The 25,848-nt window shown below is 70.9% G+C and carries 21 protein-coding genes, 10 pseudogenes and 1 riboswitch; of the genes and pseudogenes, 6 read left to right on the forward strand and 25 right to left on the reverse strand.

All coding sequences use genetic code 11. From position 1 onward, the window contains the following. Positions 1 to 17 precede the first annotated feature (17 nt). Entirely contained in the window at positions 18 to 533 is a 516-nt protein-coding gene (locus H0I39_RS00905) for a GTP-binding protein (RefSeq protein WP_180549250.1), read from the forward strand. Here H0I39_RS00905 and H0I39_RS00910 read toward each other — a convergent pair. The 11 genes and pseudogenes from H0I39_RS00910 to H0I39_RS00960 all read right to left on the reverse strand — a co-directional run bounded on the left by H0I39_RS00910 (position 431) and on the right by H0I39_RS00960 (position 10,057). After that, positions 431 to 1,189, reverse strand: coding sequence for an alpha-ketoglutarate-dependent dioxygenase AlkB (locus H0I39_RS00910; protein ID WP_180549251.1), 759 nt, complete (start codon positions 1,187 to 1,189; stop codon positions 431 to 433). The genes H0I39_RS00905 and H0I39_RS00910 overlap by 103 nt on opposite strands. A 296-nt stretch (positions 1,190 to 1,485) precedes the next feature. After that, positions 1,486 to 2,058 (reverse strand): histidine phosphatase family protein, encoded by a 573-nt coding sequence (locus H0I39_RS00915; RefSeq protein WP_257645539.1) that lies wholly within the window; start codon positions 2,056 to 2,058, stop codon positions 1,486 to 1,488. Then, positions 2,049 to 2,849 (reverse strand): adenosylcobinamide-GDP ribazoletransferase, encoded by an 801-nt coding sequence (locus H0I39_RS00920; RefSeq protein WP_180549252.1) that lies wholly within the window; start codon positions 2,847 to 2,849, stop codon positions 2,049 to 2,051. The genes H0I39_RS00915 and H0I39_RS00920 overlap by 10 nt, the downstream gene beginning before the upstream one ends. 144 nt (positions 2,850 to 2,993) lie before the next feature. Continuing rightward, on the reverse strand, positions 2,994 to 4,172 hold the full coding sequence (locus H0I39_RS00925) for a serine hydrolase domain-containing protein (RefSeq protein ID WP_257645540.1): 1,179 nt from the start codon (positions 4,170 to 4,172) through the stop codon (positions 2,994 to 2,996). A 46-nt stretch (positions 4,173 to 4,218) separates the two neighbouring features. Then, positions 4,219 to 5,279 (reverse strand): annotated as a pseudogene (gene cobT, locus H0I39_RS00930) (nicotinate-nucleotide--dimethylbenzimidazole phosphoribosyltransferase). A 1-nt stretch (position 5,280) separates the two neighbouring features. Next, positions 5,281 to 5,977 (reverse strand): annotated as a pseudogene (locus H0I39_RS00935) (cobyric acid synthase); the annotation flags it as partial. A 359-nt stretch (positions 5,978 to 6,336) separates the two neighbouring features. Then, a pseudogene (locus H0I39_RS00940) lies at positions 6,337 to 6,905 on the reverse strand (AAA family ATPase); the annotation flags it as partial. Between the two features lie 237 nt (positions 6,906 to 7,142). Then, positions 7,143 to 7,308 (reverse strand): annotated as a pseudogene (locus H0I39_RS00945) (nucleotide-binding protein); the annotation flags it as partial. Next, positions 7,305 to 8,333, reverse strand: a complete 1,029-nt coding sequence (locus tag H0I39_RS00950) for an aminotransferase class I/II-fold pyridoxal phosphate-dependent enzyme (protein WP_180549253.1) — start codon at positions 8,331 to 8,333, stop codon at positions 7,305 to 7,307. The pseudogene H0I39_RS00945 and the gene H0I39_RS00950, both read right to left, overlap by 4 nt. 171 nt (positions 8,334 to 8,504) lie before the next feature. Beyond that, positions 8,505 to 9,483, reverse strand: a pseudogene (cbiB, locus tag H0I39_RS00955) (adenosylcobinamide-phosphate synthase CbiB). Positions 9,484 to 9,538: 55 nt separating this feature from the next. After that, positions 9,539 to 10,057 carry a hypothetical protein gene (locus tag H0I39_RS00960; RefSeq protein ID WP_180549254.1) on the reverse strand — a complete coding sequence of 173 codons (519 nt, stop codon included), beginning with the start codon at positions 10,055 to 10,057 and terminating at the stop codon, positions 9,539 to 9,541. A gap of 186 nt (positions 10,058 to 10,243) precedes the next feature. Here H0I39_RS00960 and H0I39_RS00965 point away from each other — a divergent pair, with 186 nt between their 5' ends. Further along, a complete protein-coding gene (locus tag H0I39_RS00965; RefSeq protein ID WP_180549255.1) occupies positions 10,244 to 10,501 on the forward strand; it encodes a hypothetical protein in 258 nt (85 codons plus the stop codon). A gap of 267 nt (positions 10,502 to 10,768) precedes the next feature. On the opposite strand, the gene H0I39_RS00970 is transcribed toward H0I39_RS00965, so the two are convergent. The 4 genes and pseudogenes from H0I39_RS00970 to H0I39_RS00985 all read right to left on the reverse strand — a co-directional run bounded on the left by H0I39_RS00970 (position 10,769) and on the right by H0I39_RS00985 (position 13,464). After that, positions 10,769 to 11,140: a hypothetical protein gene (locus H0I39_RS00970; RefSeq protein WP_180549256.1), complete on the reverse strand. Its 372-nt coding sequence runs from the start codon at positions 11,138 to 11,140 to the stop codon at positions 10,769 to 10,771. Between the two features lie 215 nt (positions 11,141 to 11,355). After that, on the reverse strand, positions 11,356 to 12,402 hold the full coding sequence (gene bioB, locus H0I39_RS00975) for a biotin synthase BioB (protein ID WP_180549257.1): 1,047 nt from the start codon (positions 12,400 to 12,402) through the stop codon (positions 11,356 to 11,358). Between the two features lie 71 nt (positions 12,403 to 12,473). Next, positions 12,474 to 13,127, reverse strand: coding sequence for a methylated-DNA--[protein]-cysteine S-methyltransferase (locus tag H0I39_RS00980; RefSeq protein ID WP_180549258.1), 654 nt, complete (start codon positions 13,125 to 13,127; stop codon positions 12,474 to 12,476). Continuing rightward, a pseudogene (locus H0I39_RS00985) lies at positions 13,124 to 13,464 on the reverse strand (type II toxin-antitoxin system VapC family toxin). The gene H0I39_RS00980 and the pseudogene H0I39_RS00985 overlap by 4 nt, the downstream one beginning before the upstream one ends. Between H0I39_RS00985 and H0I39_RS23685 the strand changes: the two are divergent. Then, complete coding sequence (locus H0I39_RS23685) at positions 13,396 to 13,575, forward strand: hypothetical protein (protein ID WP_308645943.1); 180 nt, start codon at positions 13,396 to 13,398, stop codon at positions 13,573 to 13,575. The pseudogene H0I39_RS00985 and the gene H0I39_RS23685 sit on opposite strands and share 69 nt — an antisense overlap. 196 nt (positions 13,576 to 13,771) lie before the next feature. On the opposite strand, the gene vapB is transcribed toward H0I39_RS23685, so the two are convergent. From vapB to H0I39_RS01030, 9 genes and pseudogenes are all read right to left on the reverse strand, one after another. After that, positions 13,772 to 14,008, reverse strand: a complete 237-nt coding sequence (vapB, locus tag H0I39_RS00990) for a type II toxin-antitoxin system VapB family antitoxin (RefSeq protein WP_180549259.1) — start codon at positions 14,006 to 14,008, stop codon at positions 13,772 to 13,774. A gap of 78 nt (positions 14,009 to 14,086) precedes the next feature. Then, positions 14,087 to 14,668: a cob(I)yrinic acid a,c-diamide adenosyltransferase gene (gene cobO / locus H0I39_RS00995; RefSeq protein WP_180549260.1), complete on the reverse strand. Its 582-nt coding sequence runs from the start codon at positions 14,666 to 14,668 to the stop codon at positions 14,087 to 14,089. Beyond that, positions 14,658 to 15,452, reverse strand: a complete 795-nt coding sequence (locus tag H0I39_RS01000; protein ID WP_180549261.1) for an ABC transporter ATP-binding protein — start codon at positions 15,450 to 15,452, stop codon at positions 14,658 to 14,660. Before H0I39_RS01000 ends, cobO begins: the two co-directional genes overlap by 11 nt. Beyond that, positions 15,449 to 16,493: pseudogene (locus tag H0I39_RS01005) on the reverse strand (FecCD family ABC transporter permease). The gene H0I39_RS01000 and the pseudogene H0I39_RS01005 overlap by 4 nt, the downstream one beginning before the upstream one ends. Before the next feature lie 159 nt (positions 16,494 to 16,652). Continuing rightward, entirely contained in the window at positions 16,653 to 17,807 is a 1,155-nt protein-coding gene (locus H0I39_RS01010; RefSeq protein WP_180549262.1) for an ABC transporter substrate-binding protein, read from the reverse strand. Continuing rightward, a pseudogene (locus tag H0I39_RS01015) lies at positions 17,804 to 18,393 on the reverse strand (bifunctional adenosylcobinamide kinase/adenosylcobinamide-phosphate guanylyltransferase). Before H0I39_RS01015 ends, H0I39_RS01010 begins: the two are co-directional and overlap by 4 nt. Next, positions 18,386 to 19,219 (reverse strand): cobalamin-binding protein, encoded by an 834-nt coding sequence (locus tag H0I39_RS01020; RefSeq protein WP_257645541.1) that lies wholly within the window; start codon positions 19,217 to 19,219, stop codon positions 18,386 to 18,388. Before H0I39_RS01020 ends, H0I39_RS01015 begins: the two are co-directional and overlap by 8 nt. Before the next feature lie 28 nt (positions 19,220 to 19,247). Then, positions 19,248 to 20,611: pseudogene (locus H0I39_RS01025) on the reverse strand (cobyrinic acid a,c-diamide synthase CobB); the annotation flags it as partial. A 77-nt stretch (positions 20,612 to 20,688) separates the two neighbouring features. Continuing rightward, positions 20,689 to 22,557: a TonB-dependent receptor domain-containing protein gene (locus H0I39_RS01030; protein ID WP_180549264.1), complete on the reverse strand. Its 1,869-nt coding sequence runs from the start codon at positions 22,555 to 22,557 to the stop codon at positions 20,689 to 20,691. A gap of 84 nt (positions 22,558 to 22,641) precedes the next feature. Further along, positions 22,642 to 22,905: riboswitch (cobalamin riboswitch) on the reverse strand. Between the two features lie 57 nt (positions 22,906 to 22,962). Between H0I39_RS01030 and H0I39_RS01035 the strand changes: the two genes are divergently transcribed. From H0I39_RS01035 to H0I39_RS01045, 3 genes and pseudogenes are all read left to right on the forward strand, one after another. Continuing rightward, on the forward strand, positions 22,963 to 23,214 hold the full coding sequence (locus H0I39_RS01035) for a restriction endonuclease subunit S domain-containing protein (protein ID WP_180549265.1): 252 nt from the start codon (positions 22,963 to 22,965) through the stop codon (positions 23,212 to 23,214). Beyond that, complete coding sequence (locus H0I39_RS01040; protein WP_180549266.1) at positions 23,211 to 23,552, forward strand: cell division protein ZapA; 342 nt, start codon at positions 23,211 to 23,213, stop codon at positions 23,550 to 23,552. Before H0I39_RS01035 ends, H0I39_RS01040 begins: the two co-directional genes overlap by 4 nt. 579 nt (positions 23,553 to 24,131) lie before the next feature. After that, positions 24,132 to 24,955 (forward strand): annotated as a pseudogene (locus H0I39_RS01045) (sulfite exporter TauE/SafE family protein). A 137-nt stretch (positions 24,956 to 25,092) separates the two neighbouring features. Here H0I39_RS01045 and H0I39_RS01050 read toward each other — a convergent pair. After that, complete coding sequence (locus H0I39_RS01050) at positions 25,093 to 25,770, reverse strand: sulfite exporter TauE/SafE family protein (RefSeq protein WP_180549267.1); 678 nt, start codon at positions 25,768 to 25,770, stop codon at positions 25,093 to 25,095. Between the last annotated feature and the right edge of the window lie 78 nt (positions 25,771 to 25,848).

Below are 25,848 nucleotides of genomic sequence, written 5' to 3' on the forward strand. Positions count from 1 at the left end.
GCACCAGGGATTGCTGCATGGCTGAATGGAGTGTGTTGTTCATGGGGCCGGTGGGCGCGGGCAAGACCACCGCCATCCACACGCTGTCCGACATCGAGGTGGTGCATACCGAGGCACGCGCCACCGACGCCACGCGCCATCTCAAGGCCACCACCACGGTGTCGATGGACGTCGGCGTGCTGCACCTGCCAGGCAACGACAAGCTGCGCCTGTACGGCGCGCCGGGCCAGGACCGCTTCGACTTCATGTGGGACATCCTGCTGGAGCAGGCCAAGGCGGCCATCGTGCTCGTCAACCACGCCGCGCCCCACCCCGAGCGCGACCTGGCCCTGTACATGCGCAACATCGCCGAGCGCCTGGGCCAGCGGCCGCTGCCGCTGGTGGTGGGCGTGACGCATGCCGACCGCCAGCCAGACCGGCCCCTCAGCATCTACGACGACTGCCTGATCCCCCGCCCCACGTGCCCGCCCACAGCCGCGTACCGCTGCTGCAGCTGGATGCGCGCGACCGGGCGCAGGTGCGCGCGCTGCTGATGGCGGCGGTCGGCCTGCTGGAACAGAGCCGCACGGCGACCGCCTGACTCAGCCGCCCGCCGGTGGAACGCCGGCACCCTGAACCCCCGCACCCTGAACGCCAGGCTGATGCGCGGCCCCAGCGGCGCGCTGCATTTGGGAATGCCGTGGTCGTGCGTGCGCTGCGCCGCGTGGCTCATCACCAGCACGCTGCCCGGCGCCAGCCGCACCCGCTGCGCACTGCCCCCGCGCTTGGGCTTGATCAGCATGTCGCGCGCCGCGCCCAGCGACAGGATGGCGATGGGCTGGCCTGGCGCCAGGTCGTGGATGCGGTCGTTGTGCATGGCCACGCTGTCGCGCCCGTCGCGGTACAGGTTGAGCCCGGCGCGCGTGTAAGGCGCCGGCGCCACGGCCTGCACGGCGGCCAGCGCGGCGTCGATGCAGGCGGGGCGCTCGGGGTCGTTCAGGGCCACGCTGGCCATCAGGCGCGGCACATCGACGATGCGGTCGTACATCGGCCGCCGCTCGCTGCGCCAGGGCACCAGCGGCAGCAATGCGGCAAACCAGCCGGCCACCACCTCTTCGGGCACGCAGGCCGGGTGGTAGCGGATGCCGCCTTCGGCGTCGTGCACCAGTTGCACAGCCTCGTCGGCGAACAGAGAATACTGTGATTGCATCCAGTGATGCTAGCGCTGCGCGCTGAGGTGCGCAAGCTTGTTGACGACTTGATGCCGGCGATGGAGCAGGTCAGAGGGAACGCGCCGCATCGCGGCCCAGGCCGCTCCTGCGAAAGCGGCTCCACCACATACTCCCAATGCATCATGCCTCTGCCGCTGATGTGATGGGCGCTGAAATCATATACTCCCCATTAATGCCACTGTCTTTCGATGCAACCCTGACCCGTCGGGAGCGGGCTTGCCCGCGATGGGAAGCGCGTCGACGACACCCGCGCTGCCCGCGCGCCCAAGCCGCCCTACCCCGCCGAGCGCAAAACCATCAGCTCGCCGAACGGCAGCGCCTCGGCCGGCCAGCCCGCCGCGCTGCCCGGCACCCGCACGCCGCGCGACAGCAGCAGCGCCGCACGCATCACGCCGGCGTGGGTAACCCACAGCGCATCGGCCCCGCTGGCACGCCAGTCGTCCCACGCCGCGCCGACGCGCTCCATCAGTGCCCGCACCGTCTCGGCGCCCGCCGCCGGTGGCGTGTCGGCAAACCCGGCCAGCCAGCGGTCGAATTCGGCGCGCGGAATGTCGGCCCAGCGGCGGCCCTCCCAACTGCCGAAGTCCATCTCGCGCAGCCGGGCATCGGTTTGCAGCACCAGATCGGGCCGCAGCCCTTGCAGAGCCAGCGCGAGGCGCTCACAACGCTGTAGCGGCGAGGTCAGCACGGTGAGCCCTCGCGGCAGCCGCGCCGCCAGGGCCTCGGCCGCTGCGCGCGTCTCGATGTCGTCGGCCCGCAAGTCGGTGGCGCCGTAGCACAGCCCACTTTCGGCCAGCACCGGCGCATGGCGCGCAAGCCAGAGCGTGGCCTGGCGCATCACGGCCATGCCAGCGCGAAGCCCAGGTACAGCGCCAGTTCACACACCTGCTGCGTGGCCCCCAGCGTGTCGCCGGTGAAGCCCTGCAGGCGCCGCCGCAGCAGCCGCAGCATGAACGCCAGCGCCGCCGCCCACAGCAGCAGCGACGCTATCAGACCAAGAGCACCCTGCGCTTGCCAGATGAGCGCCAGCGCCGGAATCGACCACAAACACCCGATGCCGAAGCCGCGCCCCGTCACCGCCTCGGCGATGGGCTTGGCCTTGGCGTGGGCGGCGTCGCTCACGTAGGGCAGCGAACGCATCACCACCAGCGGCGCCAGCCGCGACAGCGCATGGGCGGCCAGCAGCGCCGCCGCCGCCGGCCAGGCGCCGCGCTGGGCGATCAGCGCCAGCAGCGCCACCTTCAGCACCAGGGCCAGCAGCAGCGCCACGGTGCCGTAGCTGCCGATGCGCGAGTCCTTCATGATCTCCAGCGCCCGCTCGCGCGTCAGCCCGCCGCCCAGGCCGTCGGCGGTGTCGGCCAGGCCGTCCTCATGGAAGGCGCCGGTGATCCACACCGTGGCGATGGTCGCCAGCACGGCCGCCACCAGCGCGCCCAGCGGCCCCGCCGGCAGCCAGGCCAGCGCGCCCGCCATCACCAGCGCCGCCACGCCGCCCACCACCCAGCCCACGCCCGGAAAGTGAGCGCTGCTGGCGTGCAACATGGCCGGGCTGTAGCCCACCCACGCGGCCAGCCGCCCGGTGACCGGAATGCGGGTGAAAAACTGCAGGGCGAGCAGGAAGTGACGCAGTGCGGTCATGGGCTGGACAGCTCGGACACGGCGCGTTTCAGCGCCCTGCCGCTTCCTGATCGATCGCCTGCTGCACCGCGCGGTAGAAGGCCTCGCGCGCGGCCATGGCGGTGGCGTCGAGCGCGCCACCGGCCCAGTTGGCGTTGGCGACGATCACCAGTTGCCGCTTCGGATCGATGAAGATGCCCTGCCCGAAGATGCCGCGCGCGCTGAAGCTGCCGTCGTCATACGTCCACCATTGGTAGCCATAGCCGCGCCCGGGCACGCCGATGTCGGCCTGCTTGTACGTGGCCTGTTCGAGCCAGCCCTCGGGCACGATCGAGTGAAGGCCCCCACGCTCCGCGGCGGCGCCTGCTGTGCGGCCCCCAAGGGAGCCGCACCCGGCCCTGGGAGCGACCCGGCGGCTGGCTCGCCGCTCACCCGCGCGCCTTCCAGGATGAACTGGCCAAAGCGCGCGTAGTCGCGCGGCGCCGCCTGAATGCAGCAGCCGCTGATCTCGCGGCCGGTCTTGCTCAGCAGCCAGGTGGCGGGCGCGGCCATGCCGGCGGGTTGCCAGATCTTTTCCTGCAGGTATTGCGCCAGCGGCTTGCCCGTGGCCTGGCTGACCAGGATGCCGATCAGATTGGTCTCGCCGGTGCTGTAGTTCCAGCGCGTGCCGGGCGGCGCGGCGCGTGGCAGGCGGCGCAGGTAGCTCAGCAGCGCGTCGGCGCCGGGTTCGGGCTGGTGGTTGTTGAAGCGGGCTACGTCGGAGTGGGGGTCGCCGTAGTCCTCGTTCCACTGCACGCCCGAGGTCATGCTGAGCAGCTGGGCCACGCTCACGTCGTCGTAGGCCGAGCCCTTCAGCTCCGGCACGTAGGCACTGACCTTGTCGTCCATGCTTTTGATGGCGCCATCGCGCAGCGCCGCGCCGACCAGGGTGGAAGTAAACGACTTGGCGACCGAGAAGCTGGTCCAGCGGCCGTCGCCGTCGAAGCCCAGGCCGTAGCGCTCCAGCCGCAGCTGGCCGACCTGCACGATCAGCAGCGCCGCGCTGCGCTGGCCGGCCATGTAGGCGTCAACGTCCAGCGGCAGCTTCAGCGGCGGGCCGGGCGGCAAGGGCCGCGGGCTGGCGCCGGGCACGATGGTGTGCCACTTGGCCAGCAGCGGGATGCGGTCCAGCGCGCGGAAGGCCGCATCGCGCTGCGGCACGCTCCAGAACAGCAGGTCGCGGTTGGTGGGCACGGTGGCGAGCAGGCCGCGCGTTTCCTTGTCCAGGCTGAACCACACGCCCGCGGTGGCGAGGATCACCACCAGCAGCAGGCCGAGGCCGATTCGTTTCAGCGTTCTTTTCATCAGGCTCATTCCATGCCCGGGGCGGGCGCGTGCATGGTAGCCGCGCTCAGGCCTTGTCCGACACACCGGCCGACTCGAAGCTGGCCATTTCGTTCAGGATCGCGCACGCGCTCACCAGCAGCGGCCAGGCCAGTGCCGCGCCGCTGCCCTCGCCCACGCGCAGACCCATGTCGATCAGCGGCTCGGCCCCCAGCAATTGCAGCAGGCGCGCGTGGCCGCGCTCGTCGCTGCGGTGCGCGAACACGCAGCGCTGCAGCACGTGCGGCGCGATCTTCGATGCCACCAGCACGGCGGCACTGGCGATGAAGCCATCGACCACCACCACGCGCCGCTCGCTCGCGGCCTGCAACACGCTGCCCACCATGGTGGCGATCTCGAAGCCGCCCAGCGCGGCCAGCACGGCCAGCGGCGCGGTGGCGCCCGCGTTGGCGGCCAGCGCCTCGCGCAGCACCGCGGTCTTGCGCGCGATGCCGGCCGCGTCGAGCCCGTGCCGGCGCCCGTCACCTCGGCCACGTCGATGCCGCCCAGCCGCGCCGTCAGCAGCGCCGCGGGGCTGGTGTTGCCGATGCCCATCTCGCCCAGCAGCAGCGCATTGCCGGGCAGCCCCTTCACCAGTTCGATGCCGTTGGCCAGGGCCTGCCCGCATTGCGCGGCGCTCATCGCCGGGCCGACGGAGCAATCCGCCGTGCCGGGCGCAATCTTGGCGGTGTGCAGGCCCGGCGCGGCGTCGAAGTCGCGCCGCACGCCGCAATCGACCACCGTCTGCGCGATGCCGTGCTGGCGCGCCAGCACGCTCACCGCCGCGCCGCCGGCCACAAAGTTGCCCACCATCTGCCCCGTCACGTCGCTCGGGTAGGCCGACACGCCGCGCGCCGCGATGCCGTGGTCGGCGGCGAACACCACCAGCTGTGGCTTGTCGAGGCGCGGCTCGGTCGTGCCCAGGATCGCGCCCAGCCGCTCGGCCAGGGCCGCCAGCCGGCCCAGGGCGCCGTGGGGCACGGTCTTGCGGTCGATCTTGTGGCGCAGGGCGGCGGCGAGCGCGGGGTCGTGCAGGTCGGGCACAGGGGGAGATTCAGGGACATCGCTTCTTTGGGAATGACAGGAAATTTCAGGGCGCGATCAGCGCGTCGAGCACGCCGGGGGCGCAGGCCTGCGCCAGCGTATCGACCAGGCGGTCGAACACGTCATCGAGCGACGGCGCCCGCGCACCGAACAGCGCGCGCAGCACCGCCGCGTCCTCGAACAGGCCGTGCAGGTAGCAGCCCATCACGTTGCCGGCGGCGTTCTGCCAGGCCAGGCCGGGGATGACTTCGCGCGCCACGTCGCCCTTGGCCGCCATGGCCGGGTGCTGGGCGGTCTGGCCGCTGTGGATTTCGTAGCCGCTCACGGGCACGCCCGACAGCGCCCCCAAGCGCCCGCCAGTTCACCAAAGCGCGTCGTGGTCCGACGCACGGTTTTCTGCGGCTCGAAGCTGGTGACCAGCGGCAGCAGGCCCAGGCCGGGGGCGTTGCCCTGGCTTTCAACGCCGTGCACGTCGATCAACGCCTCGCCCAGCATCTGCAGGCCGCCGCAGACGCCCAGCACGCGCCCGCCTGTCGCGGCGTGGGCGGCGATGGCGGCATCCAGCCCTTGCGCGCGCAGCCAGGCCAGATCGGCCGCGGTGGCCTTGCTGCCGGGCAGCACGATGGTGTCGGCGCCGTGCAGCGCGGCGGGCGTGCGCGCCCAGCTCAGCGTGACGCCGGGCACGTTCTTCAGCGGCTGGAATTCGTCTAGGTTGCTGATGCGGGGGTGGCGACGATGGCGATGTGGGTGATGGGCGGGGCACCCTCACCCCGGCCCTCTCCCGCCAGCGGGAGAGGGAGGAAATCCACGGAGCCAGGCGCGCCGGGCTGGCTCCCTCGCCCCTTTGGGGAGAGGGCTGGGGTGAGGGCCGGCGGCGCCGATGGCTGGCGCGGTCTGCCCCCACCCCAACCCTCCCCAGCGGGGGAGGGGCGCCCTCACCCCGCCCTCTCCCGCCAGCGGGAGAGGGAGCAAGTCCATGTCGCCGCCCAAACGCGCGGGGCCCACTCCTCGCCCCTTTGGGGTGAGGGGCCAGCGGCGCCCATGGGTGGCGCTGCCGGCCCCAGCCCAACCCTCCCCCACTGGGGGAGGGAGCATGCCAGGCCCGGTCATCGAACACGCCATCTTCCTCCGGCAAACCGTGCCCGAAACGCATCGGCACCACGGCGACGGTGGGCACGCCGGTCAACTCCTCCAACTGCTCGGGCGCCGGTGCCAGCAGCGCCGCGTCACCCTGAACTTGTTCAGCACGAAGCCGGCGATGCGCGCGCGATCATCCTCGGGCAGCAGCGCCCAGGTGCCGTACAGGTGCGCGAAGGCGCCGCCGCGGTCGATGTCAGTCACGAGCAGGCAGCGCGCGTTGGCATGCCGCGCCACGCGCAGGTTCACCACGTCGCTGGCCATCAGGTTGATCTCGGCCGGCGAGCCGGCGCCTTCGATCACCACCACATCGTTTTCGGCGATCAGCGCATCCAGCGCGGCGGCGATGTGCGGCCACACGCGCTCGCTGCGGCCGCGCCAGGGCAGGTCGGTCAGCTCGCAGTTCACCTGCCCCATCAGCACCACCTGGCTGCGCGTGTCGGCCTCGGGCTTGAGCAGCAGCGGGTTCATGCGCACGTCGGGCTCGGCGCGCGCAGCCAGGGCCTGGAAGTACTGGGCTGAGCCGATCTCGCCCAGAGGGGCGCCGGCGCCCTCGGCACGCGCAGCTGGCCCCCACCCCAACCCTCCCCCAACGGGGGAGGGAGCGCCCTCACCCATACTTTCTCCCGCAGGCGGGAGAGGGAGCAAGTCCATGTCGCCGCCCAAACGCGCGGGGCCCACTCCCTCGCCCCTTTGGGGAGAGGGCTGGGGTGAGGGGCCAGCGGCGCCCGTAGGTGGCGCTGCCAGCCCCACCCTCCCCCAGCGGACGAGGGAGCCACGCCCCCGCCACCACGCGCGCGTTGTTGCTCATGTTCTGCGCCTTGAACGGCGCTACCTTCAGGCCCTGGTTGGCGTAGTGGCGGCACAGCGCGGTGGCGATCCAGCTCTTGCCCGCGCCACTGCTCGTGCCCAGCACCATGATGCAGCGGGCGGTCATGCCATGTCCTTTCGAGTCACATCGTCCAACGCAGCCATCAACGCATCCTGCACCGCCGGCGCCACCACCGCCATGCGCACCCTGCCGGGCAGGCCGAAGCTGGCGCAGTCGCGCAGCTTGATGCCTTGCGCGCGCAGCGCAGTCAACAGCGGATTCAAGCCAAATCGACCTTCAACGCCCGCTCCATCTGCGCCAGCAGCTACCAAAAAGTTAGCAGCACTGGCCGCCACCCGCCAGCCGGCGGCTTGCAGCAAGTCGATCTGGCGCGCCTTCCAGCCGCGCAGCGTGGCGCGGCAGTCCTGCAGCCAGTCGTGCGCATCCACCGTGGCCCAGGCTTGCAGCAGCGCCACGCCGTGCGCGCCCACGGGCCACGAAGGCGCCAGCGCGTGCAGGCGCGCCAGCAAGGCCGCGTCGGCACCCCGCGGCGCAATCGCGTAGGCCGCGCGCACGCCCGTCAGGCCCAGCGCCTTGTTGGGGGTGACGAGGCGCCACACGCGGTCCTGCGCCGCCGCGTCCAGCGCCAGCGCACCGGCCAGGCGCAGCGGCTCGTAGGCCTGGTCGAGCACCAGCGCCTGCCCCCGCCGCAGCGCCGCCACCTGATCGGCCAGGCCCGCGTGCGGCTGGCCCAGCGGGCTGGACGGGTCGCACGCCCACAGCAGCGCGGCATCGGTGGGATGGTCCACCCGCGCCAGCCCCGCCGCCTGCGCCGCGCGGGCGTAGTCGCCATAGGCGTGCGCGGGCAGCCAGACACGCGCGCCCGGCGCCTGCAGGGCGACGGCCACGCTGATGCGCTGGATGAACTCGCTGCCGCTGGCCGCCAGCACGATGCGCGCCGGCGCCACGCCGTGCCAGGCCGCCAGCTGCACGGTGAGCGCGGTGTAGGCCGGGTCGGGGTAGTGCCGCGCATCGGCCACCCGCAGCGCCTGCACGGCGGGTGCGTAGGGGCCGCAGGCATTGGCGTTGGTCGACAAGTCGTGCGCCGGCACGCCCAGTGCGTCGGGGCCGCCGTGCGTGGGCGGGCTCATCACTTCGTTATTCATAGCTGCCTGCGCTTGACTGGCGGGCGCTGGAGCCCGAAAACGCTTGAAAACCGTCGTAGGAGCGGCGGCAGCCGTGAATCAGCGCACCCATGCATAACGGCACCTTTTCGCGGCTGCCGCCGCTCCTACGGCACCCCGCCATCGCCCGCCACACGTTCAAACCAACACCCCCAGCAACGCCCCGCACGCCAGCAGCGTGGCCACGCCCACCGTGCGCGATCCGATGGCGCAGGCGCGCAGCGTGTCGGCAGGCTCGGGCGTGCGGCCTTCGGGGTTCAACGTGTAGATGCCCGGCTTGCGCAGCTGCACGCGCAGGGCCAGCGCCATGGCCGCCATGGGCCAGCCGCCGTTGGGCGATGGCGTGCGCGCCGCCTCCACCCACAGGCGGCCCGGGCCGGCGGTGTGGCCGGCCGGCAGCGCGATCAGCGCCGCGGTGATGCGCGCCGGCACCCAGGCCAGCACGTCGTCCGCACGCGCCGCCCACTTGCCGGCCCATTGCCAGTCGCGCCCGCCGCGCACGCCGGGGTAGCCCCACATGGCATCGGCCGTGTTGGCAAAGCGAAACAGCACCGCCCCCGGCAGCCCCAGCAGCACGAACCAGAACAGCGGCGCCACCACCGAATCGTTCAGGTTCTCGGCCAGCTCTCGATGGCGCTCTCGCGCACCTGGTGCGCCGACAGCGCGCTCACGTCGCGACTCACCAGCCGCGCCAGTTGCGCGCGGCCCGCGTCCAGCGATTCGCCCAGCGCGCGCTCCACCGCCAGCACCTCGTCGTGCAGCATGGCCCAGGCCAGCAACGGCTTCAAGAACAGCCCCAGCGCCAGCGCCGCCAGCCAGGCCGGCTGCGTCAGCACCCAGCCCTGAAACAGCCAGGCCACGGCAAAAACGCCGCCGCCGCCGCGCACCACGACAGCGCCGCGAACCAGAACACGCGCGCATCCGACAGCACGCGCGCCTCACCCACGCGCGGCGCCAGCCGCTCGCCCGCCCAGGCCAGCCAGCGCCCCATCCATGCCACCGGGTGCCAGCGCAAGGGCGGCTCGCCCAGCAGGCGGTCGATGGCGATGGCCAGCGCCGGAGCGCTGGCCAGCAGCACGGCCCAGGGTTCGCCGGCAACGGACCACCATGCAATCACGGCGCGCCCTCCCCGCCGGCCAGAGCCCGCAGGGTCACATTCGGGTCGTTCGGATTCACGACTGCAGGCGCTCCTCGATCAGCGGCAGCGCCAGCGCGCGCTCGTGCGGGCTGCCGGCGCGCACGGCATCGAACAGCGCCAGCAGCTCGTACAGCGCCGGGTTGCGCCGCGCCGCCTCGGGCACGCTCGGGTACAGCGGGTGCAGCGTCATGCCACGGCGCGTGCCGTGCGGGTCGGGCCAGACGGGCGGCGGCTCGCTGGCGGGCGCCACGATCAGACCCTCCAGCGGCGCCGCGGCATAGCCCGTGGGCAGGCCGCGCGTCAGCTCGCCGCGCAGCGGTGCAAAGCAGTAGCGCGCCCCGTGCTGCACAAACAGGCGCAGCGCCTCGCGCACCACGCGCGGGCCGCCCTCCGGGTCGATGTAGGCCAGCCCGGCCGCCACCGCGCGCTGCACGGCGCCGTGCGTTTCCGACGCCGTCAGGCCCAGCTCGGCCGCCAGCGCTGCATAGGACGGCGCCGGCCCATCCTGCAGCACCAGGCGCAGCAGCACCAGCAGATCCTGCGGGCGCAGCATGGGTTGGGGGTTGGATTTGCCAGCGGCCATGGGCGACGTTCATTCGCTATTTGCGAATAGCGAATATAGCCGCCAGCGCCTGGCGACGCAAGCCGCCCCATCCTGTCACACCCTTGTTCGGCAAGCGCGTCAGAATGGCCTGGCACCAGGCAACCCGCCGGGGGCACCATCCAAGGAGAACGCGACATGGACATCACCACCCAAACCCTGCTGGCCGCCGACCTGGCCGACCGCTGGATCGACGCCATCCTGGGCGAACAGCCCGACGTGCTGCTGCAGGCCGACACCGACGAACCCCTGACCCCCGAAGACATGGCGCGCAACCTGGCGCAGTTCCGCGCCACGCTGATCGAGGAGCTGAGCGAGCAGCCCATCGCCTTCGCCATGGACGACGATGACGATGACGACGAGGATGACGACGGCGAGGACGACGCGCCGCGCTGACGCCGAGCCGCGCCCGCGCGCGGCCGCCAGCCCTGCGCTGTTCCATCCTTGAAAATTGGGGAGTATGCGCCTTCAGCGCCTGTCTGGCGGGCGCTGGCGGATATCTATATAGGGAGTATGTGGCCAGTTCCAGCTGCGCGGCGCACCGCATCCAAACGGAGCGCGTGCCAACCCGGCAGCGCCTGCCGCATGGGCACGCATCGCCCCGACGCGTAGGCGCTCACCGCTTCTTGCGTCGCCGCCGCGCGGCGGCGGGCAGCAGGCTGGTCATGCGCTGGTACAGCGTGAACAGAAAGGCCACGCGCTCGGCGTCGCCTTGATTTCGTTCCAGGACAGGGTCCAGTCGGCGAACTTCTGCTGGTCGGCGGGTATGTTCAGGTCCAGGCCCTTGGTCTGCGCATACCGGGCCAGCATGGGCATCACGTTGTAGCCCTCCCCGCTCTGGTCGTTGAGTGCTGCGGCGGCGGACTCCGACAGGCCGGCGTGCTGCAGGAATCGCGTCGAGACGCCGCCATCGTTGCCGGGCTCGTGCTTGTTGGCCTCCTTGACGGAGTTCCAGATACCCAGGCCAACCACCGACACCACGACCAGGCCGATGCCGATCGGCCCGGCGATGCTGCCGGCGCCCAGCGCTGCCATCACGCCACCGGTGGCGCCGACGCCGCGCCGCGCCGCGCTTGCACAGCTGCCAGCGTTCCCATTGGGAAGCCTACCTATGGGCTTGTCATCGCTTTGTCATGCAAGCGAGGGCTGGGCACATACTCCCAATATAGAGCAGCTGTAGCACCCGACTGACGCGCGCTAACCAGGCATACTCCCCGTCATTCGTCGCCCATGTTCATGGCGTGGCGCCCTCAGCCGGCCGGCAGCAGCGCGTCCATCCCCGGCACGCCCGCCCTGCCCTTGACGCCCAGGCGCTGGAACAGCGCGCGGTCGCCCGCCACCTCGGGGTTGCCGGTGATGAGCAGCTTTTCGCCATAGAAGATGCTGTTGGCGCCGGCCAGAAAGCACAGCGCCTGCACCGCCTCGCCCAGCTGCTGGCGGCCGGCCGACAGGCGCACGCGCGACTTCGGCATGGTGATGCGCGCGGCGGCGATCATGCGCACGAACTCGAACGGGTCCAGGTCGGGCTGTTCGGCCAGCGGCGTGCCTTCGACCTTGACCAAGTGGTTGATGGGCACGCTGTCGGGCACCTCGGGCAGGTTGGCCAGTTGCGCGATCAGCGCGGCGCGCTGGCGGCGCGATTCGCCCATGCCGACGATGCCGCCCGAGCACACCTTGACGCCCGCGCCGCGCACGCGGTCGAGCGTGTCGAGCCGGTCCTGGTAGTCGCGCGTGCTGATGATCTCGCCGTAGAAGTCGGGCGCGCAGTCGAGGTTGTGGTTGTAGTAGTCGAGGCCGGCGGCCTTGAGCTTTTCCGCCTGCCCGTCGGCCAGCATGCCGAGGGTGACGCAGGCTTCCAGACCCACATCCTTGACGGTGCGCACCAGTTCGGCCACGGCGTCGATGTCGCGGTCTTTGGGCGCGCGCCAGGCGGCGCCCATGCAGAAGCGCGTGGCACCCGCGGCCCTGGCGGCTTCGGCGGCCTGCTTCACGGCGCCGCTTTCCATCAGCTTCTCGGCCTTCACGCCGGTGTCGTAATGCACCGACTGCGGGCAGTAGCCGCAGTCCTCGGGGCAACCGCCGGTTTTCACGCTGAGCAGCGTGGCCAGCTCGACCTCGTTCGGATCGTGGTGCGCGCGGTGCACTTTCTGGGCCTGCCACAGCAGGTCGGTGAAGGGCAGGTTCAGCAGCGCCTCGATCTGCTCGACGCTCCAGCGTTCGGTGCCGGCGGTCGCTGCGGGCGCGGCGCGCTTGTGGAGGGTGATGGGTTGCGGCGGGGTCGTGGCGGTGAGGGGCATCGGTGTCCTTTCGAAGTCAACAACTACTGAATGCATGACGCCGCGCGTGCTGCAGGGCGCGCTGTCACGGTTTATCGCGGGGCATCGGTTTTACTCCCTCGCCCCTTTGGGGAGAGGGCTGGGGTGAGGCGCCGGCGGCGCCACCCGCCCCAACCGTCCCCATCAGAAAACCAGACCCTCACCCCGCCCTCTCCCGCTGGCGGGAGAGGGAGCAAGTCGGTCTCGCCACGCTCCAGGCCCAGCAACCACTGCTTGCGCGGCAGACCGCCGCCGTAGCCGGTGAGCTGGCCGCTGCTGCCGATGACGCGGTGGCACGGCACGATGATGGAGACCTTGTTCTGCCCGTTGGCGGCCGCCACGGCGCGCACGGCGGTCGGCCGGCCGATGGTGGCGGCCTGCTCGGCGTAGCTGCGCGTCTGGCCGTAGGGGATATTCAGCAACGCCTGCCACACGCTCTGCTGGAACGGCGTGCCGACCAGGTCGAGCGGCACGTCGAAATCCTTGAGTTCACCCCTGAAGTAGGCATCGATCTGCTGGCCCAGCGCACGCGTGCGCGCATCCTCGCCCACCTGCGCCAGCGCGCCCGCATGGCGCTCCACATCGCGCCATTCGCGGCTCAGCCCCTTGGTGTCGCAGCTGAACTCCAGCAGGGCGAGGCCCTGCGGCGTGAACAGCGCCACCATGTCGCCCAGCGGCGTGGGGTAATGGTGTTCGATCAGGTTCATGCGGCAGCGATCCAGTTGTCCAGCAGCAAGGCCGGCACGCGGGCGAATTCGCGCTGGTTGTGGGTGACCAGGGTCAGGCCCTCGCTGCGTGCGTGGGCTGCGATGTGCAGATCGTTTTCGCTGATGGGCTGGCCCGCACGCTCCAACGCGGTGCGAATCTGGCCGTAGTGCATGGCGGCCTTGGGGCCATAGGCCAGCACCTCCAGCCGCGACGCGAAGCTTTCGACCACGCGCAGGTTGTGCTCCACGCGGGCGCTTTTTCGGCGCCGTGGTACAGCTCGGCCAGCGTGATGCTGCTGATGCACAGGCCATCGGCATGGCGGTTGAAATGCGCCAGCGCCTCGGGCGGGCGGCGCTTGATGACGTAGATGACGATATTCGTGTCGAGCATGTGGCGCAGCATGGTTACCCTAGAAACTGCAGTTGGATGCGCCCGAGCGTGCCGTGATGGGCGTGCCAGGCAAGACGCGAGGACGCGGCAGGCTCGTGCCTGCAAGGACGAGCAACGCGGCATGGCGCGGCCAGTGTGGCGCGATCGGGTGCATAGCGCGCTCGCCCAATGGGTGAACGTGATCGAAGCCAAGGAAGTCAGCGCTCATGCGGGTTGCCCAAGGATGTCTAGCGGTCAACTGCCGTTTCTAGGGTTAAAGCTCCTCGCGCTGGGCGGGGCGCTGCTCGACACGCTCGTTCATGAAGTCGTCGTCCGCCGGTGCTTCGTGCAGGAAGAAGCTGTCCCAGACCCGGTCGGCGGGCGCCAGAATGCGCTCGGCGCCCAGGGCTCGCACACGCAGCTTTTTCACGTCGTCGCCAAAGCGCATCTCAGCCGGCAGGCGCACGGCTTGCGAACGGTTGTTCATGAAAATGGTGGCTTGCGCGGTCATCAGATTCCCCTGTCGTGCACGTAGATGCCAAGTGTATATGCCAGTAACAGGGATGTCGAACCGGACTGGAATCCGGCCTCAATCCTCGATGCCGCGCTGGGCCGGAACGCCGGCCTTGAAGGCGTGCTTGACCATGGTCATCTCGGTCACGGTATCCGCGATGTCGATGATCTCCTGCGGGCAACGCCGGCCCGTCAGGCACACGTGCACGTCCTTGGGGCGCTGCTGCAGGGTCTGCAGCACATCGTCCAGCGGCAGCCAGCCGTAGATCAGCGGGTAGGTGATCTCGTCGAGCACCACCAGGAAATGCTCGCCGTCCAGGATCGCCGCCTTGGCCCGCTGCCAGCCGTCGCGCGCCAGTTGCGCCGAATGGTCGAGATCCTTGCTCTTCCAGCTGAAGCCGTCGCCCAGCCCTTCGATGGGCAAACCAATCTGCTCGAACATGCGGTGCTCGCCAAAGCGCGCCGTGGGCACTTTCATGAACTGGAAAATCTTCACCTGCCTGCCGTGCACGTGCTGGCGGCCGAAGGCGCGCAGTGCCAGGCCGAAGGCGGCCGTGCTCTTGCCCTTGCCGTCGCCGGTGTTCACGATGACGAGGCCGCGGCGCTCGCCCTCGGGGCGGTCGTAGCGCTTTTCGGTGGGCGGGGTTTCAGTCTGCATGTTCGTGCTCCGGTTGTGGCAGGCGTGGCAGCGCCACCCAGCGGTCTTTCACCTGATAGACGCCGATGCGCCAGTCGAAAGCGGCCTGCAGCGCGCGGTGCGTGCTGGGGCTGGCGCAAGGGCCATGATGCGCGATGCCACCGTCCTTGACGATCAGCAGCTCATCGGCCTGCAGCGCCATGCCCAGCTCGTGCAGCACGCTGACCACGGTGCCGCCGGCGGCCTGCGCGCGCACCACGGCCAGCCAGTCGGCCTGGTGCGGCGGGTCGAGGTGGGCCAGCGGCTCGTCCATCAGCAGCAGCGGCGCCTGCACCGCCAGCGCGCGCGCCAGCAGCACGCGCTGACGCTCGCCGCCCGACAACTCGCCCAGGCGGCGCGTCTGCAGGTGCGCGACCTGCATCGCCGCGAGCGCCTGCCGCACGGCCGCGTGGTCGGCGTCGCTGGCGGGCGCCAGCCAGGCGCGGTGCGGCAGGCGCCCGAGCATGACCACGTCGTAGGCCGACAAGTCGTCGCTGCCGCCTTCGGCCTGGCCCAGCCAGGCCAGCTGGCGGGCGCGTTCGCGTGCGGGCCAGTCGGCCAGCGGCCGGCCGTGCAACTGCACCGTGCCATCGGTCGGCAGCAGGCCGGCCAGCACGCGCAGCAGGGTCGATTTGCCGGCGCCGTTGGGGCCGACGATGGCGGTCCAGCGGCCGGCGGCTATCCGCACGTCGATCCCATGCAGGATGAGGGCCTTGCCGATGCGGGTGGCCGTGGACCGTGCGCTGACTGCGATCGAATCCGTCATCGCGATCTCTGGTGCATCAGCCACAGCAGGTACATGCCGCCCAGCACCGCCGTCAACACGCCCACCGGCAGCTCCTGCGGCGCGATGACCACGCGCGCGGCCACGTCGGCGGCCATCAGCAGCAGGCCGCCGGCCAGCGCGCTCAGCAGCACCAGCGGCCCGTGCGTACTGGGCGCCATGGCGCGCACCAGGTGCGGCGCCACCAGGCCGACGAAGCCGATCAGCCCGGTCTGCGCCACCGCCGTGCCGGTGCCCAGCGCCAGCACGCCGATCAGCAGCGCGCGCATCGGCGCCAGCGGCAGGCCCAGGCTGTGCGCGGTGGATTCGCCCAGCTCAGGCCGTCGAGCACGCGCGCCAGCGCCCAGGCGGTGAGCATCAGCGGCGCCAGCACGGCGGCCATCAGGCCCACCGCGCTCCAGCCCACGAAGCCGGTCACGCCCAGGGTGAAGCCCTGCATGGCCTGCAGGATGTCGGGCTCGGCCAGTTGCACCAGGTCGCGCACCGCGCCCAGTACGTAGCCCACCACCACGCCGGCCAGCAGCAAGCGCAGCGTCTGCTGCACGCCCTGCGCCAGCACCAGCGCCAGCAGCACGCCACCCAGCGCGCCGACGAAGGCGGCGCCGGTCAGACCCAGGCGGGCCAACCAGGGCGAGGCCATCTGCGCCAGCGCTGCGCCGTGGGCGCCCCCGCGGCCATCACGGCGAACGCGATCGCCACCGCCAGCGCCGCGCCCGAGGCGCTGCCCAGCAGAAACGGATCGGCCAGCGGGTTGCGGAACAGCCCCTGCGCCACCGCCCCGGCCAGCCCCAGCAGCGCGCCGGCCAGCCAGGCACCCAGCGTGCGCGGCAGGCGGATGTCCCACACGATCTGCCAGGCCACGGCGTCGTGGCGCGCACGCAGCACGCTGTCGAAACCCGTGCTGCCCACACTGGCGCCCAGCGCCAGGCCGAAAACCGCCAGCGCCAGCAGCGCGAGCGCCAGCCATGCGGTGCGCGCCATGCCGGCGCGCGGCGCAGAAGAAGACAGCGCGGCGTCGGTCATGGATGCTGGGCTTTTGCGCGGCTGGCCATTGGGCATGGAATCGGGCGTTGGGCCTTTGCTGTCAAGCGCGTGCAGCTATAATTTTTGATTCTCGGGGTGGCAAGGGGCGCCACCCTCACCCCGGCCCTCTCCCGCTGGCGGGAGAGGGAGAGAGGAGCGTCAAGCGCCGCGGTATGGCACTCTCACCCCTCTGGGGAGAGGGTTGGGGTGAGGGGCGGCGGCGCCGGCAGGTGGCGTGGCCGGCCCCCACCCTCCCCCATGGCAGCAAAACTGTCCCATCAAGCCCCGGCCATTGCCCAGCAAGCGCAAGCTGCTCATTTTTGCAGCCACCGATTTCGCCGCGCAATCGGCCATCAGGCGCGCCGCCTCGGGCATGCGCGGTCCGGGGCGCACCAGGATGTTGCGGTGCTCGGCGTCGAACACGCACACGCGCCCGTCGCGCAGCGCCTTCAGGCTGGCCCAGCCGGGGCGGCGCGGCATGTCGGCGGCACTCTGGCTGCTGCTCATGATGAGGTCGGGCGCGGCGCGCACCACCAGCTCGGGGTTGATGCGCGGAAACGGCCCTTGCTCCGGCCCGATGATGTTGCCCAGGCCCAGCTCGGTCAGCAGTTCGCCGATGAAGCTGCCGTGCCCGGCCGCGTGCGGCGACGGGCTGACCTCGAAGTACACGCGCTGCCCGCGCGCGGCGGCCGGCACCGACTGCGCCGCAGCGGCCACGCCGGCGTCGATCTGGCGCATCAGCGCGTCGGCGCCGGGCACTTGCAGCACCTTGCCCAGGCGAGCGACGACGCGGCCCACGTCGGCGCGTGTCTTGGGCTCCAGCGCCACCACCTTCAGCCCCAGCGCGCGCAGGCGCACCCCGGCGCGCGAGGAGTTGGCCATCAGCACCACATCGGGCCGCAGCGCCACGATGGCCTCGACGCTCGGATCCAGCCCGCCGCCCACCTGCGGCAGCTTCTGCACGCTGGCGGGCCAGTTGGAATAGCGGTCCACGCCGACCAGGCGGTCGCAGGCATCGAGCGCGCACACGGTTTCGGTCAGCGAGGGCAGCAGGCTGACGATGCGCCGCGGCGGCGCGTCGAAGCGCGTGGTCTGGCCGGCGTCGTCCTGGATGTCGTAGGCGTGCGCGGCCAGGGCGAGCGGCCACAGCAGCAGGGCCAGCAGCCAGCGGGCGGGCCGGCGTGCCTCCTTCCCCTGGGGAAAGGCAGGGATGGGGGCCGCGCCGTGGGGCGTGGTCGATGGATTCGCCCCCACCCCGGCCCTCCCCGGGGGCGGGAGAAAACCGGCGCGGCGGAAGATGGGTGGTGCTTTCATGGCTGTCCTTTCAGCGTCAGCGGCAGCCCGGCCGCCATCAGCGTCACGCGCTCGCACGCCGCCGCCACCTGCTGGTTGAGCGTGCCCAGCGCATCGACGAAGGCGCGCACCTCGCGCCCGAGCGGGATGACGCCCAGGCCGATCTCGTTGCCGACCAGCACGATGGGGCCGGGGCAGGCCCTGATTGCTTCGATAAAAGAGCTGTTTGCGCCCGCCAGTCGGGCGCTGGCGGCCGATTCGGTCCAGAATCCTCCAGCGGCATCAGCTGTTGCGTCAGCCACAGCGTGAGGCAATCGACGATGTGCAGTGTGTCAGCGCCGCCGGCCTGGGCGATGGCGGTGGGCAGGTCGTGCCGCGCCTCCAGCGTGCGCAGGCCCGGCACGCGCGCGGCGCGCTCGCGCTGGTGGCGAGCAATGCGCGCGCGCATCTCGTCGTCGTGCGCTTCGGCGGTGGCGATCAGCACCGCGCGGTGATCAGGCGACCGCGCCAGCCAAGCGGCGGCCAGGTTTTCGGCCCGGCGCGATTTGCCGCTCTTCTGGCCGCCCAGGATGAGCTCGCTGCACGCCACCGTCAGGGCTTCAGCCATGCGCGTCCATCCATTGCGTGACGATGCGGTGCAGTTGTTCGACGCCATCGGTCAGCGCCGCCGGTCCGGGCTGCAGGATGTCGGCGGACTTGATCTCGAACAGCTGGCCGTGCCGCACGGCGGGCACGTCCTGCCAGCCGGGGCGCGCGGCGACCTTCTCGGGGCGAAACTTCTTGCCGCACCACGAGCCGACGATGATGTCGGGCGCTCGCCGCACGATCTCCAGCGGGTTGGCAATGATGCGGTCCTTGCCCAGCGGCTGGGCCGCGAGTTCAGGAAACACGTCCTCGCCGCCGGCGATGCCGATCAGCTCCGACACCCAGCGGATGCCGCTGATGGGCGGCTCGTCCCACTCCTCGAAGTAGATGCGCGGGCGGCGCTTGCCAAGGGCGAATTGGGCCTGAACCGCTTTCTGAATAAGCGCCAGACGCTCCTCAAATTGAAGCAGGAGCGCCTGCCCGCGTTCGGCGGCGCCAACCAGCGCCGCCAGCTGCGCCAGCATGTCGGCGATCTGCGCCACGCTGCGCTGGTTGAACACCATCACCGGCAGGCCGGCACGGATCAGCGCGGCGGCGATGTCGGCCTGCATATCGGAAAAGCCCAGCACCAGGTCGGGTTCGAGCGCGAGGATCTTGTCGAGCTTGGCGCTGGTGAAGGCGCTCACCTTCGGCTTCTCGTCGCGCGCGCGGCGCGGCCGCACGGTGTAGCCACTGATGCCGGCGATGCGGCGCTCCTCGCCCAGCAGGTAGAGCCACTCGGTCGTTTCCTCGGTCAGGCAGACGATGCGCTGCGGGCCGCCCGCCATCCCCAACAGGCCTGCATTCATGGCTGATCGCCCTTGCTGCATGCCGACCCGGCGCCGATGCCGCTTGAAAAAGCCGCACCGCCGCGCGCGGGCTGGAGGCCAGCCAGGCGTGGAAATAGCTGCCGCGCACGGCGCCGCGCGGGCCGCCCACGTACACGGCTTCGCCCTCGCGCCGCGCGCTGCCGGGCGCGGGCGTGGTGCGGCCCACGGGCGCCAGAGGCGTGTCGCACACCGAATAGTGAAAGCTGTGGCCGCGCAGCGGCGGCGCGTCGGCCGCAGCCGCCCAGGCCTGCATGCCCAGGCCGGCCAGCTTTTTCTGCATGGTCGTGCGACCCGGCAGCAGGCCCCACATTGCGTGCGCGGCACCGTCCGCCGTGACCAGCTCTTCGAACAGCGCCATCATGCCGCCGCATTCGGCCCAGATCGGCTTGCCGTCGGCGGCGTGCCTGTGCAGGGCGCTCCGCAAATCAGAGCGCGCGGCCAGCGCGGCGGCGTGCAGCTCGGGGTAGCCGCCGGGCAGCCACAGCGCGTCGCATTCGGGCAACGCATCGCCCGCCAGCGGCGAGAAGAACACCACGCGCGCGCCCAGCGCCTGCAGCGTGGCCACGTTGGCAGGGTAGATGAAGGCAAAAGCCGCATCGCGCGCCACGGCTACGGTGCGGCCGGCGAGCAGCGGCGGCACGGCGTCGGCATCGCCGGCGGCGGGCGCGGCAAACGCCACGGCCCAGCGCGCGCGCCAGTCGTCCAGCGTCAGCGCGCCCAGCGGCGTGGCGGCCAGCAGGTCGGCGGCGGCGTCCAGCCGCGCCAGCGCGGCATCCTGGCCCAGTTCGTGCGCGGCCACCAGGCCCAGGTGCCGCTCGGGCAGCTGCATGGCGGCGCTGCGCGGCAGGTGGCCGAGCCAGCCCTCGGGCGGATCGACCGCACCCTGCAACAGCGCCGCGTGCCCGGCGCTGGCCACGCCGTTTGCCAGCACGCCGGCCCAGGGCAGGCGCCCGTTGCTATCCTTTTGTAGTGGCGCAGGCCATGCACGACGGCGCCCAGCGTCTGCGCCATGGCGCCGGCCTGCACCACGGCCAGCACCGGCAGGCCGAAGCGGCGCGCCAGGTCGGCCGCGCTGGGCGTGCCGTCGTGCAGGCCCATCACGCCTTCGACCAACAGCACATCAGCCTCGCCAGCCGCGGCGTGCAGGCGCGCGCGGATGTCGGCCTCGCCGGTCATCCACAGGTCGACGTTGTGCACCGGCGCGCCGCTGGCAAGCTGGTGCCAGAACGGGTCCAGAAAGTCCGGCCCGCACTTGAACACCCGCACGCGCCAGCCGCGCCGCGCCAGCATGCGCGCCAGCGCGGCTGTGACGGTGGTCTTGCCCTGGCCGGAGGCCGGAGCGGTGATCAAGAGAGCGGGGCAATCGGCCATGGTGCGCGGCTAAAGAACACAACTTGACGATGGGGCATGGTGTGCCGAAGGGGCACGCCAGCCCCGTGGGCACGCGTTTACCTGGGCGTCCATTTCAGGCCGACGTAGAAGGTGCGGCCCGCCGTGTCGTAACCCCGGGCCGTCTGATAGTCCTTGTCGGTCAGGTTGTCGATGCGCGCCAGCAGCGTCCATTCGCGCGCGATGGTGGTGCTGGCATACAGGTTGACCAGGCCATAGCCGCCCAGGCGGTTGGTGTTGGCGGCGTTGTCCCAGCGGTGGCTGACGCCTTGCAGCTCGGCGCCCAGGGTCCAGTTCAGTGCGCCAGTGGTCACGCGCGTGTCGGCATTGAGTTTCAGGGTGCGCTGGGCGCGGCGCGCCAGCAGCTTGTCGGTCAGGTCGTTGCGCGGATCCTGGTAGTCGAACGAACCCGACAGGTTGACGCCGCCCAGCTTGTGCGCGCCCGACACCGTCACGCCCTGCAGCACGGCGCGGCCGGTGTTTTCGTAGCAGCCGAAGCTGTCGCTGCACGGTCCGGGCGCGCCGAAGTTGATGAGGTTGGTGATGCGGTTGCGGTAGACGGTGACGCCGAAGGCGCTGCCGGCCTGCGCCCAGTGCAGGCCCAGCTCGACGTTGCGGCTTTTCTCCGGCTCCAGGCCGGGCTGGCCGTACTGGGAAAAGCGCTGGTACAGCGTCGGCACGCGGAAGGCCGTGCCGACCGCCCCGGTCACGCGCCATCCGGGCGCGAAGGCGTAGCCGTAGGCCAGCCCGCCGGTGGTCTGGCCGCCGAATTCGCTGTCGCGGTCGTGGCGCAGGTTGGCCTGCAGCGTGTGCGCGCCGCTGCTGTAGCCATAGCCCAGGGCCACGGCGTTCTGGTGGCGGCCCTGGTCGATGGGGCCGTTGACCAGGTGATCCTCGCGCCGCTCCAGGGCGGCGGTGACCAGGTGGCCACCCTGGCGCCACTCGTTGTGCAGCAGGTAATTGCGCAGCGTGGTCTTGGTCAGGTAGGGCGAGGGCACAGTTTCGTAGCGCTGGCGCGATTCGCTGACCGACAGCCGGGTGCTGTAGTTGCGCGTCCACTGCGCCGACCAGGTGCCGCCCAGCGTGTACAGGCGATTCAGCGCATGGTCGTCGTTGCCCGGCGCGAAGCCGTCGTACTGCGCGTCCATATCGCTGGCGGTGCCGCTCAGGTCGACGCGGTGCGCGTCGTTGACCTTCCAGCCCAGCCGGCCGCTGGCGGCGCTCTGGCGGTAGCCGTCGCGGTCGGGGTTGCCGTCGGACTTGATGTTGAAGCCGCGGCTCACGGCGCGCTCGACGCCGAGCGAATAGTCGATGGCGCCGCTGGCGCCCGAGAAACCTGCCTCCAGCTTGCCGGTGCGGCGATTGCCCACACCCACGCCGACGTAGGGCGTGAACGGCCCTTCGCCCTTGCGGGTGAAAATCTGGATCACGCCGGCAATGGCGTCGGAGCCGTACACCGCCGCCGCCGGGCCGCGCACAATTTCGATGCGCTCGATCTGGCCGAGCGAAATCGCTTCCCACGGCGCGCCGCCACTGCCCGATTGCGTATCGACCCGCACGCCATCGATGTAGACGGCGGTGAAGCGGTTTTCGGCACCGCGCATGAACACGCTGGTGGCGGTGCCGGGGCCGCCGTTGCGCGACAGCTCCAGCCCCGGCTGGCGCTGCAGCAGATCGGAGACGCTGACCGCGCCGCTCTGTTCGATCTGCTCGCGGTCGATCAGGGTGACGTCGGCCAGCACGTCGGTCAGCGGCTGAGCCACGCGCGTGGCGGTGACCACCGTCTCGGGCAGGCTGGGGCCGCTGGCCTGAGCCACCGTGGTGGATTCGGATGGCGTCTGGGCATGGGCAGGCCAGGCTGCGGCGAACGCGCAGGACAAAGCCAGCGGCAGCACGCCAGGCCGGAACGGAAGCAAGGTATTTTTCATGACGGAAGCACGGATGAGCGCCCCTGCCGGCTTCCCCGCCAGCGTATGGGGCAAACATGGCCCGCACCGCCCTCCTCGGGCACTGCGCGGTCCTCCTCGTTGGCCGGTATCCGGGCTGGCGGTGGTTGCTCCGTGTCGCCTCGCCTTCCCGGCATCGTGTGTGATGAACCAGTGGCGGTGTGAGGCTGGAGCCGGCGCCTGAGCTGCGTCAGGGCGCCGTCCGCTTACCGTTGCGGGGGCAGCGCAGGTTAGGCACCGGTCGGAGGTGACCGGCAAGCCCTCCTGCTTCCCGTTGAACTGCGGCCGTGAGAGTCACGGCGCGCGAGCACCAACGCCGGTGATTGTAAGCGCCGCCCTGCAGGCGCCGCCTACAATCCCCGGCTATCCCGACCCGAGTGCGCCCCGATGACGAACCCACCCCTGATCGAACAGATTGCCGAGCGCGTGGAACGCCTGCTCGTGCGCCACGAGGAACTGCGCCGCACCAACGAGTTGCTGACGCAGCAGGTGCAGGCGCTGACGCACGAGCGCGACAACCTCAAGTCGCGCCTCATGGCGGCGCGTGCGCGGGTCGATTCGCTGATCGACCGCCTGCCTGCCGCCGCCGCTGCAGTGGCCGCCGCGCCGGCCAGCGACGACAAGGAGGGCGCCGCATGAAGCAGCTCGAAGTCAAGATCATGGGCCAGGGCTACCTGCTAGGCTGCCCCGAGGGCGGCGAGGAGCGCCTGCAGCAGGCCGTGCAACGCGTCGACGCCGCCATGTGCAAGATCCGCGACGCCGGCAAGATCAAGGCGCGCGACCGCATCGCCGTGCTGGCGGCGCTGAACATGGCCTTCGAGCTGACCGAGCCGCAGCGCACTGCGGCCCCCGCCGACGACGCCGCGGCAGCTGCATCCGGTGATGCACCCGCGCTGAGCGTGGCCGAGCAAGCCACCCTGGGCGCCCTGCTCGGCCGGCTGGACGAGGCGCTGAGTGACGACGGGCGTCTGCTGTAAGCGGCCTGTTTCGATCCGCCCCTCCTTCTGAAGCCGACCAAGAAGTACGACTTCGCCGCAGGCGGAGGAGTGCTCGCGGCAGCCGCTGCGCTGGCTTTGCCAGGCCGCTGGCTGCGTCCCCCGCGCAGCAGGGGGAAGGCGCGCCAGCGCCTCAGGGGGTAAAATCCATCCTGTCTGTGAATGCACGCCGGGCTTTATATTTCCTTGAACCAATGCTCATATGAGCCCGGGCTTGGAACATCGCCTGGTCGGCGTGAACGTCTCGCGTCAGATGATCCCAGGATCAGGTTGACCTCGCCCACCTGAACCCCTGCGTTCAGGATGACGGTCCGGTGGCATTCGCAGACACCTAATTCGGCGTTCCCCCTGAGGCGCTGGCGCGCCTTCCCCTGTCGAGCGGGGGACGACGCCAGTGGCCGGTGCAAGCCCGGCCACGGCGCCACTTGCATGGCCTGCTCCGCGGCCATTTGATTTCTTGGGGTTCTGGGCGTCGCCGTCTTTTTGATCAGCCACCGTGTGTTGTTGAGCGCTGCTTTCTTTTTGCCTGTCGCTCGCTTTTCTCCTCCTTCCCCGCTCTCCATGCCCATCGAACCTATTCTTGTCGTCCAGCTCGCCGTGCTCGGCCTTGTCACTGGCTTTCTGGCCGGGCTGCTGGGCATCGGGGGCGGGATGATCATGGTGCCGTTCATCTCGGCCATTCTCAGCGGGCGCGGTGTGGAGCCGGGGCTGGCGGTGAAGATGGCGATTGCGACGTCGATGGCGACGATCATCTTCACCTCGGTCAGCAGCGTGCGCGCGCACCACCAGAAGGGGCGGTGCGCTGGGACATCGTCAAGCGCCTGGCGCCGGGCATCGTGCTGGGGGCCATGGTGGCCAGCCTGGGCGTGTTCGCGCTGCTCAAGGGCGCGGCGCTGTATTTCGTGTTCGCGGCCTTCGTGGCGTTCTCGGGCTCGCAGATGTTCCTCGACAAGAAGCCGGCGCCCACGCGCCAGTTGCCGGGCACACCAGGGCTGCTGGGCGCGGGCGGGGTGATCGGTTTTCTGTCCGGCCTGGTGGGTGCGGGCGGCGGCTTCGTCAGCGTGCCGTTCATGACCTCGTGCAACGTGGCCATTCACAACGCGGTGGCCACCAGCGCGGCGCTGGGCTTCCCGATTGCGCTGGCCAACGTGGTGGGCTACGTCATCGCCGGGCAGCGGCTGGAGGGGCTGCCGCCCTACGCCTTCGGCTACCTGTGGCTGCCGGCGCTGGTGGTCATCGCCAGCTGCAGCGTGCTGATGGCGCCGCTGGGCGCCAAGGCGGCGCATGCGCTGCCGGTGAAGAAGCTCAAGCGCGTGTTCGCGCTGGTGCTGTTCGTGCTGGCGGGCTACATGCTGATGAAGGGGCTGGGTGCCACGGCGGGCTGATGCAGCGGCGTGCGGCCGTTGCAGGGTGCCATGATTTTGATAGCTGGTTGCGCCCGTCAATAAACGATTTCAGTCACAAATATGCCTGAAATCGCCGATTAGCGAGCGCGAGCAGCTATCATTTTCTTCGTTCTGCATCAAGGCACGACGCACCACGGCGCCTGGTCGTGCACCAGGCCCATGTACAGGCCCCAGGCCGAGACGGCCATCAGCGCCAGGCCGGCGATGCGCATGCTCCAGGCGCCGCGCCCGTTGCTGCCCAGCCGCAGCAGCAGCCACGGCCCGGCCCACAGCGACACGCCCGAGCCGATGGCGAACACCGCCATCACCGCCGCGCCACCGGCCACGCTGCCGGCCAGTGCCGCCACCATCAGCGCCGAATACAGCAGCCCGCAGGGCAGCAGCGCCCAGGCCACGCCCAGGCCCAGCGGCGCGGCCAGGCCCATCGACTGCGTGGCCGAACGCACCTTGGTCCAGATGCGGCGCGCGCCCGTTTCCAGCCACACGGGCTGCTGCGCCAGCACCACCAGTGCCAGGCCCATCAGCACGGCGGCCACGTGCACCATGGTCCACACCGGGCGCAGCGCGGCCGATTGCACGGTGAGCCAGCCCAGCCCCTGCATGGTGGCCGCTGCCAGCCCGCCCAGGGCGCCGTAGCCGATCACGCGGCCCAGCTGGAACGTGCCGATGGCCCGCGTGCTGTGCGGCGCCGCCGCCTGCCCGATGCCGGCGCAGGCCGCGCCGCACATGGCAATGCAGTGCGGGCCACCGGCCAGCCCCATCAGCAGCGCGGTGACCAGAAGAGAAGTTTGCATGGCCCAAGTCTAAGGGCGCCGGCCACCGCAGGGCGTTGCGCAAAGTCATGCGCAGACGCCTTCACGGGCCGGGCGGGG

It is taken from the genome of Ottowia beijingensis, from assembly GCF_013423955.1.
Taxonomy (GTDB): Bacteria; Pseudomonadota; Gammaproteobacteria; order Burkholderiales; family Burkholderiaceae_C; genus Ottowia; species Ottowia beijingensis.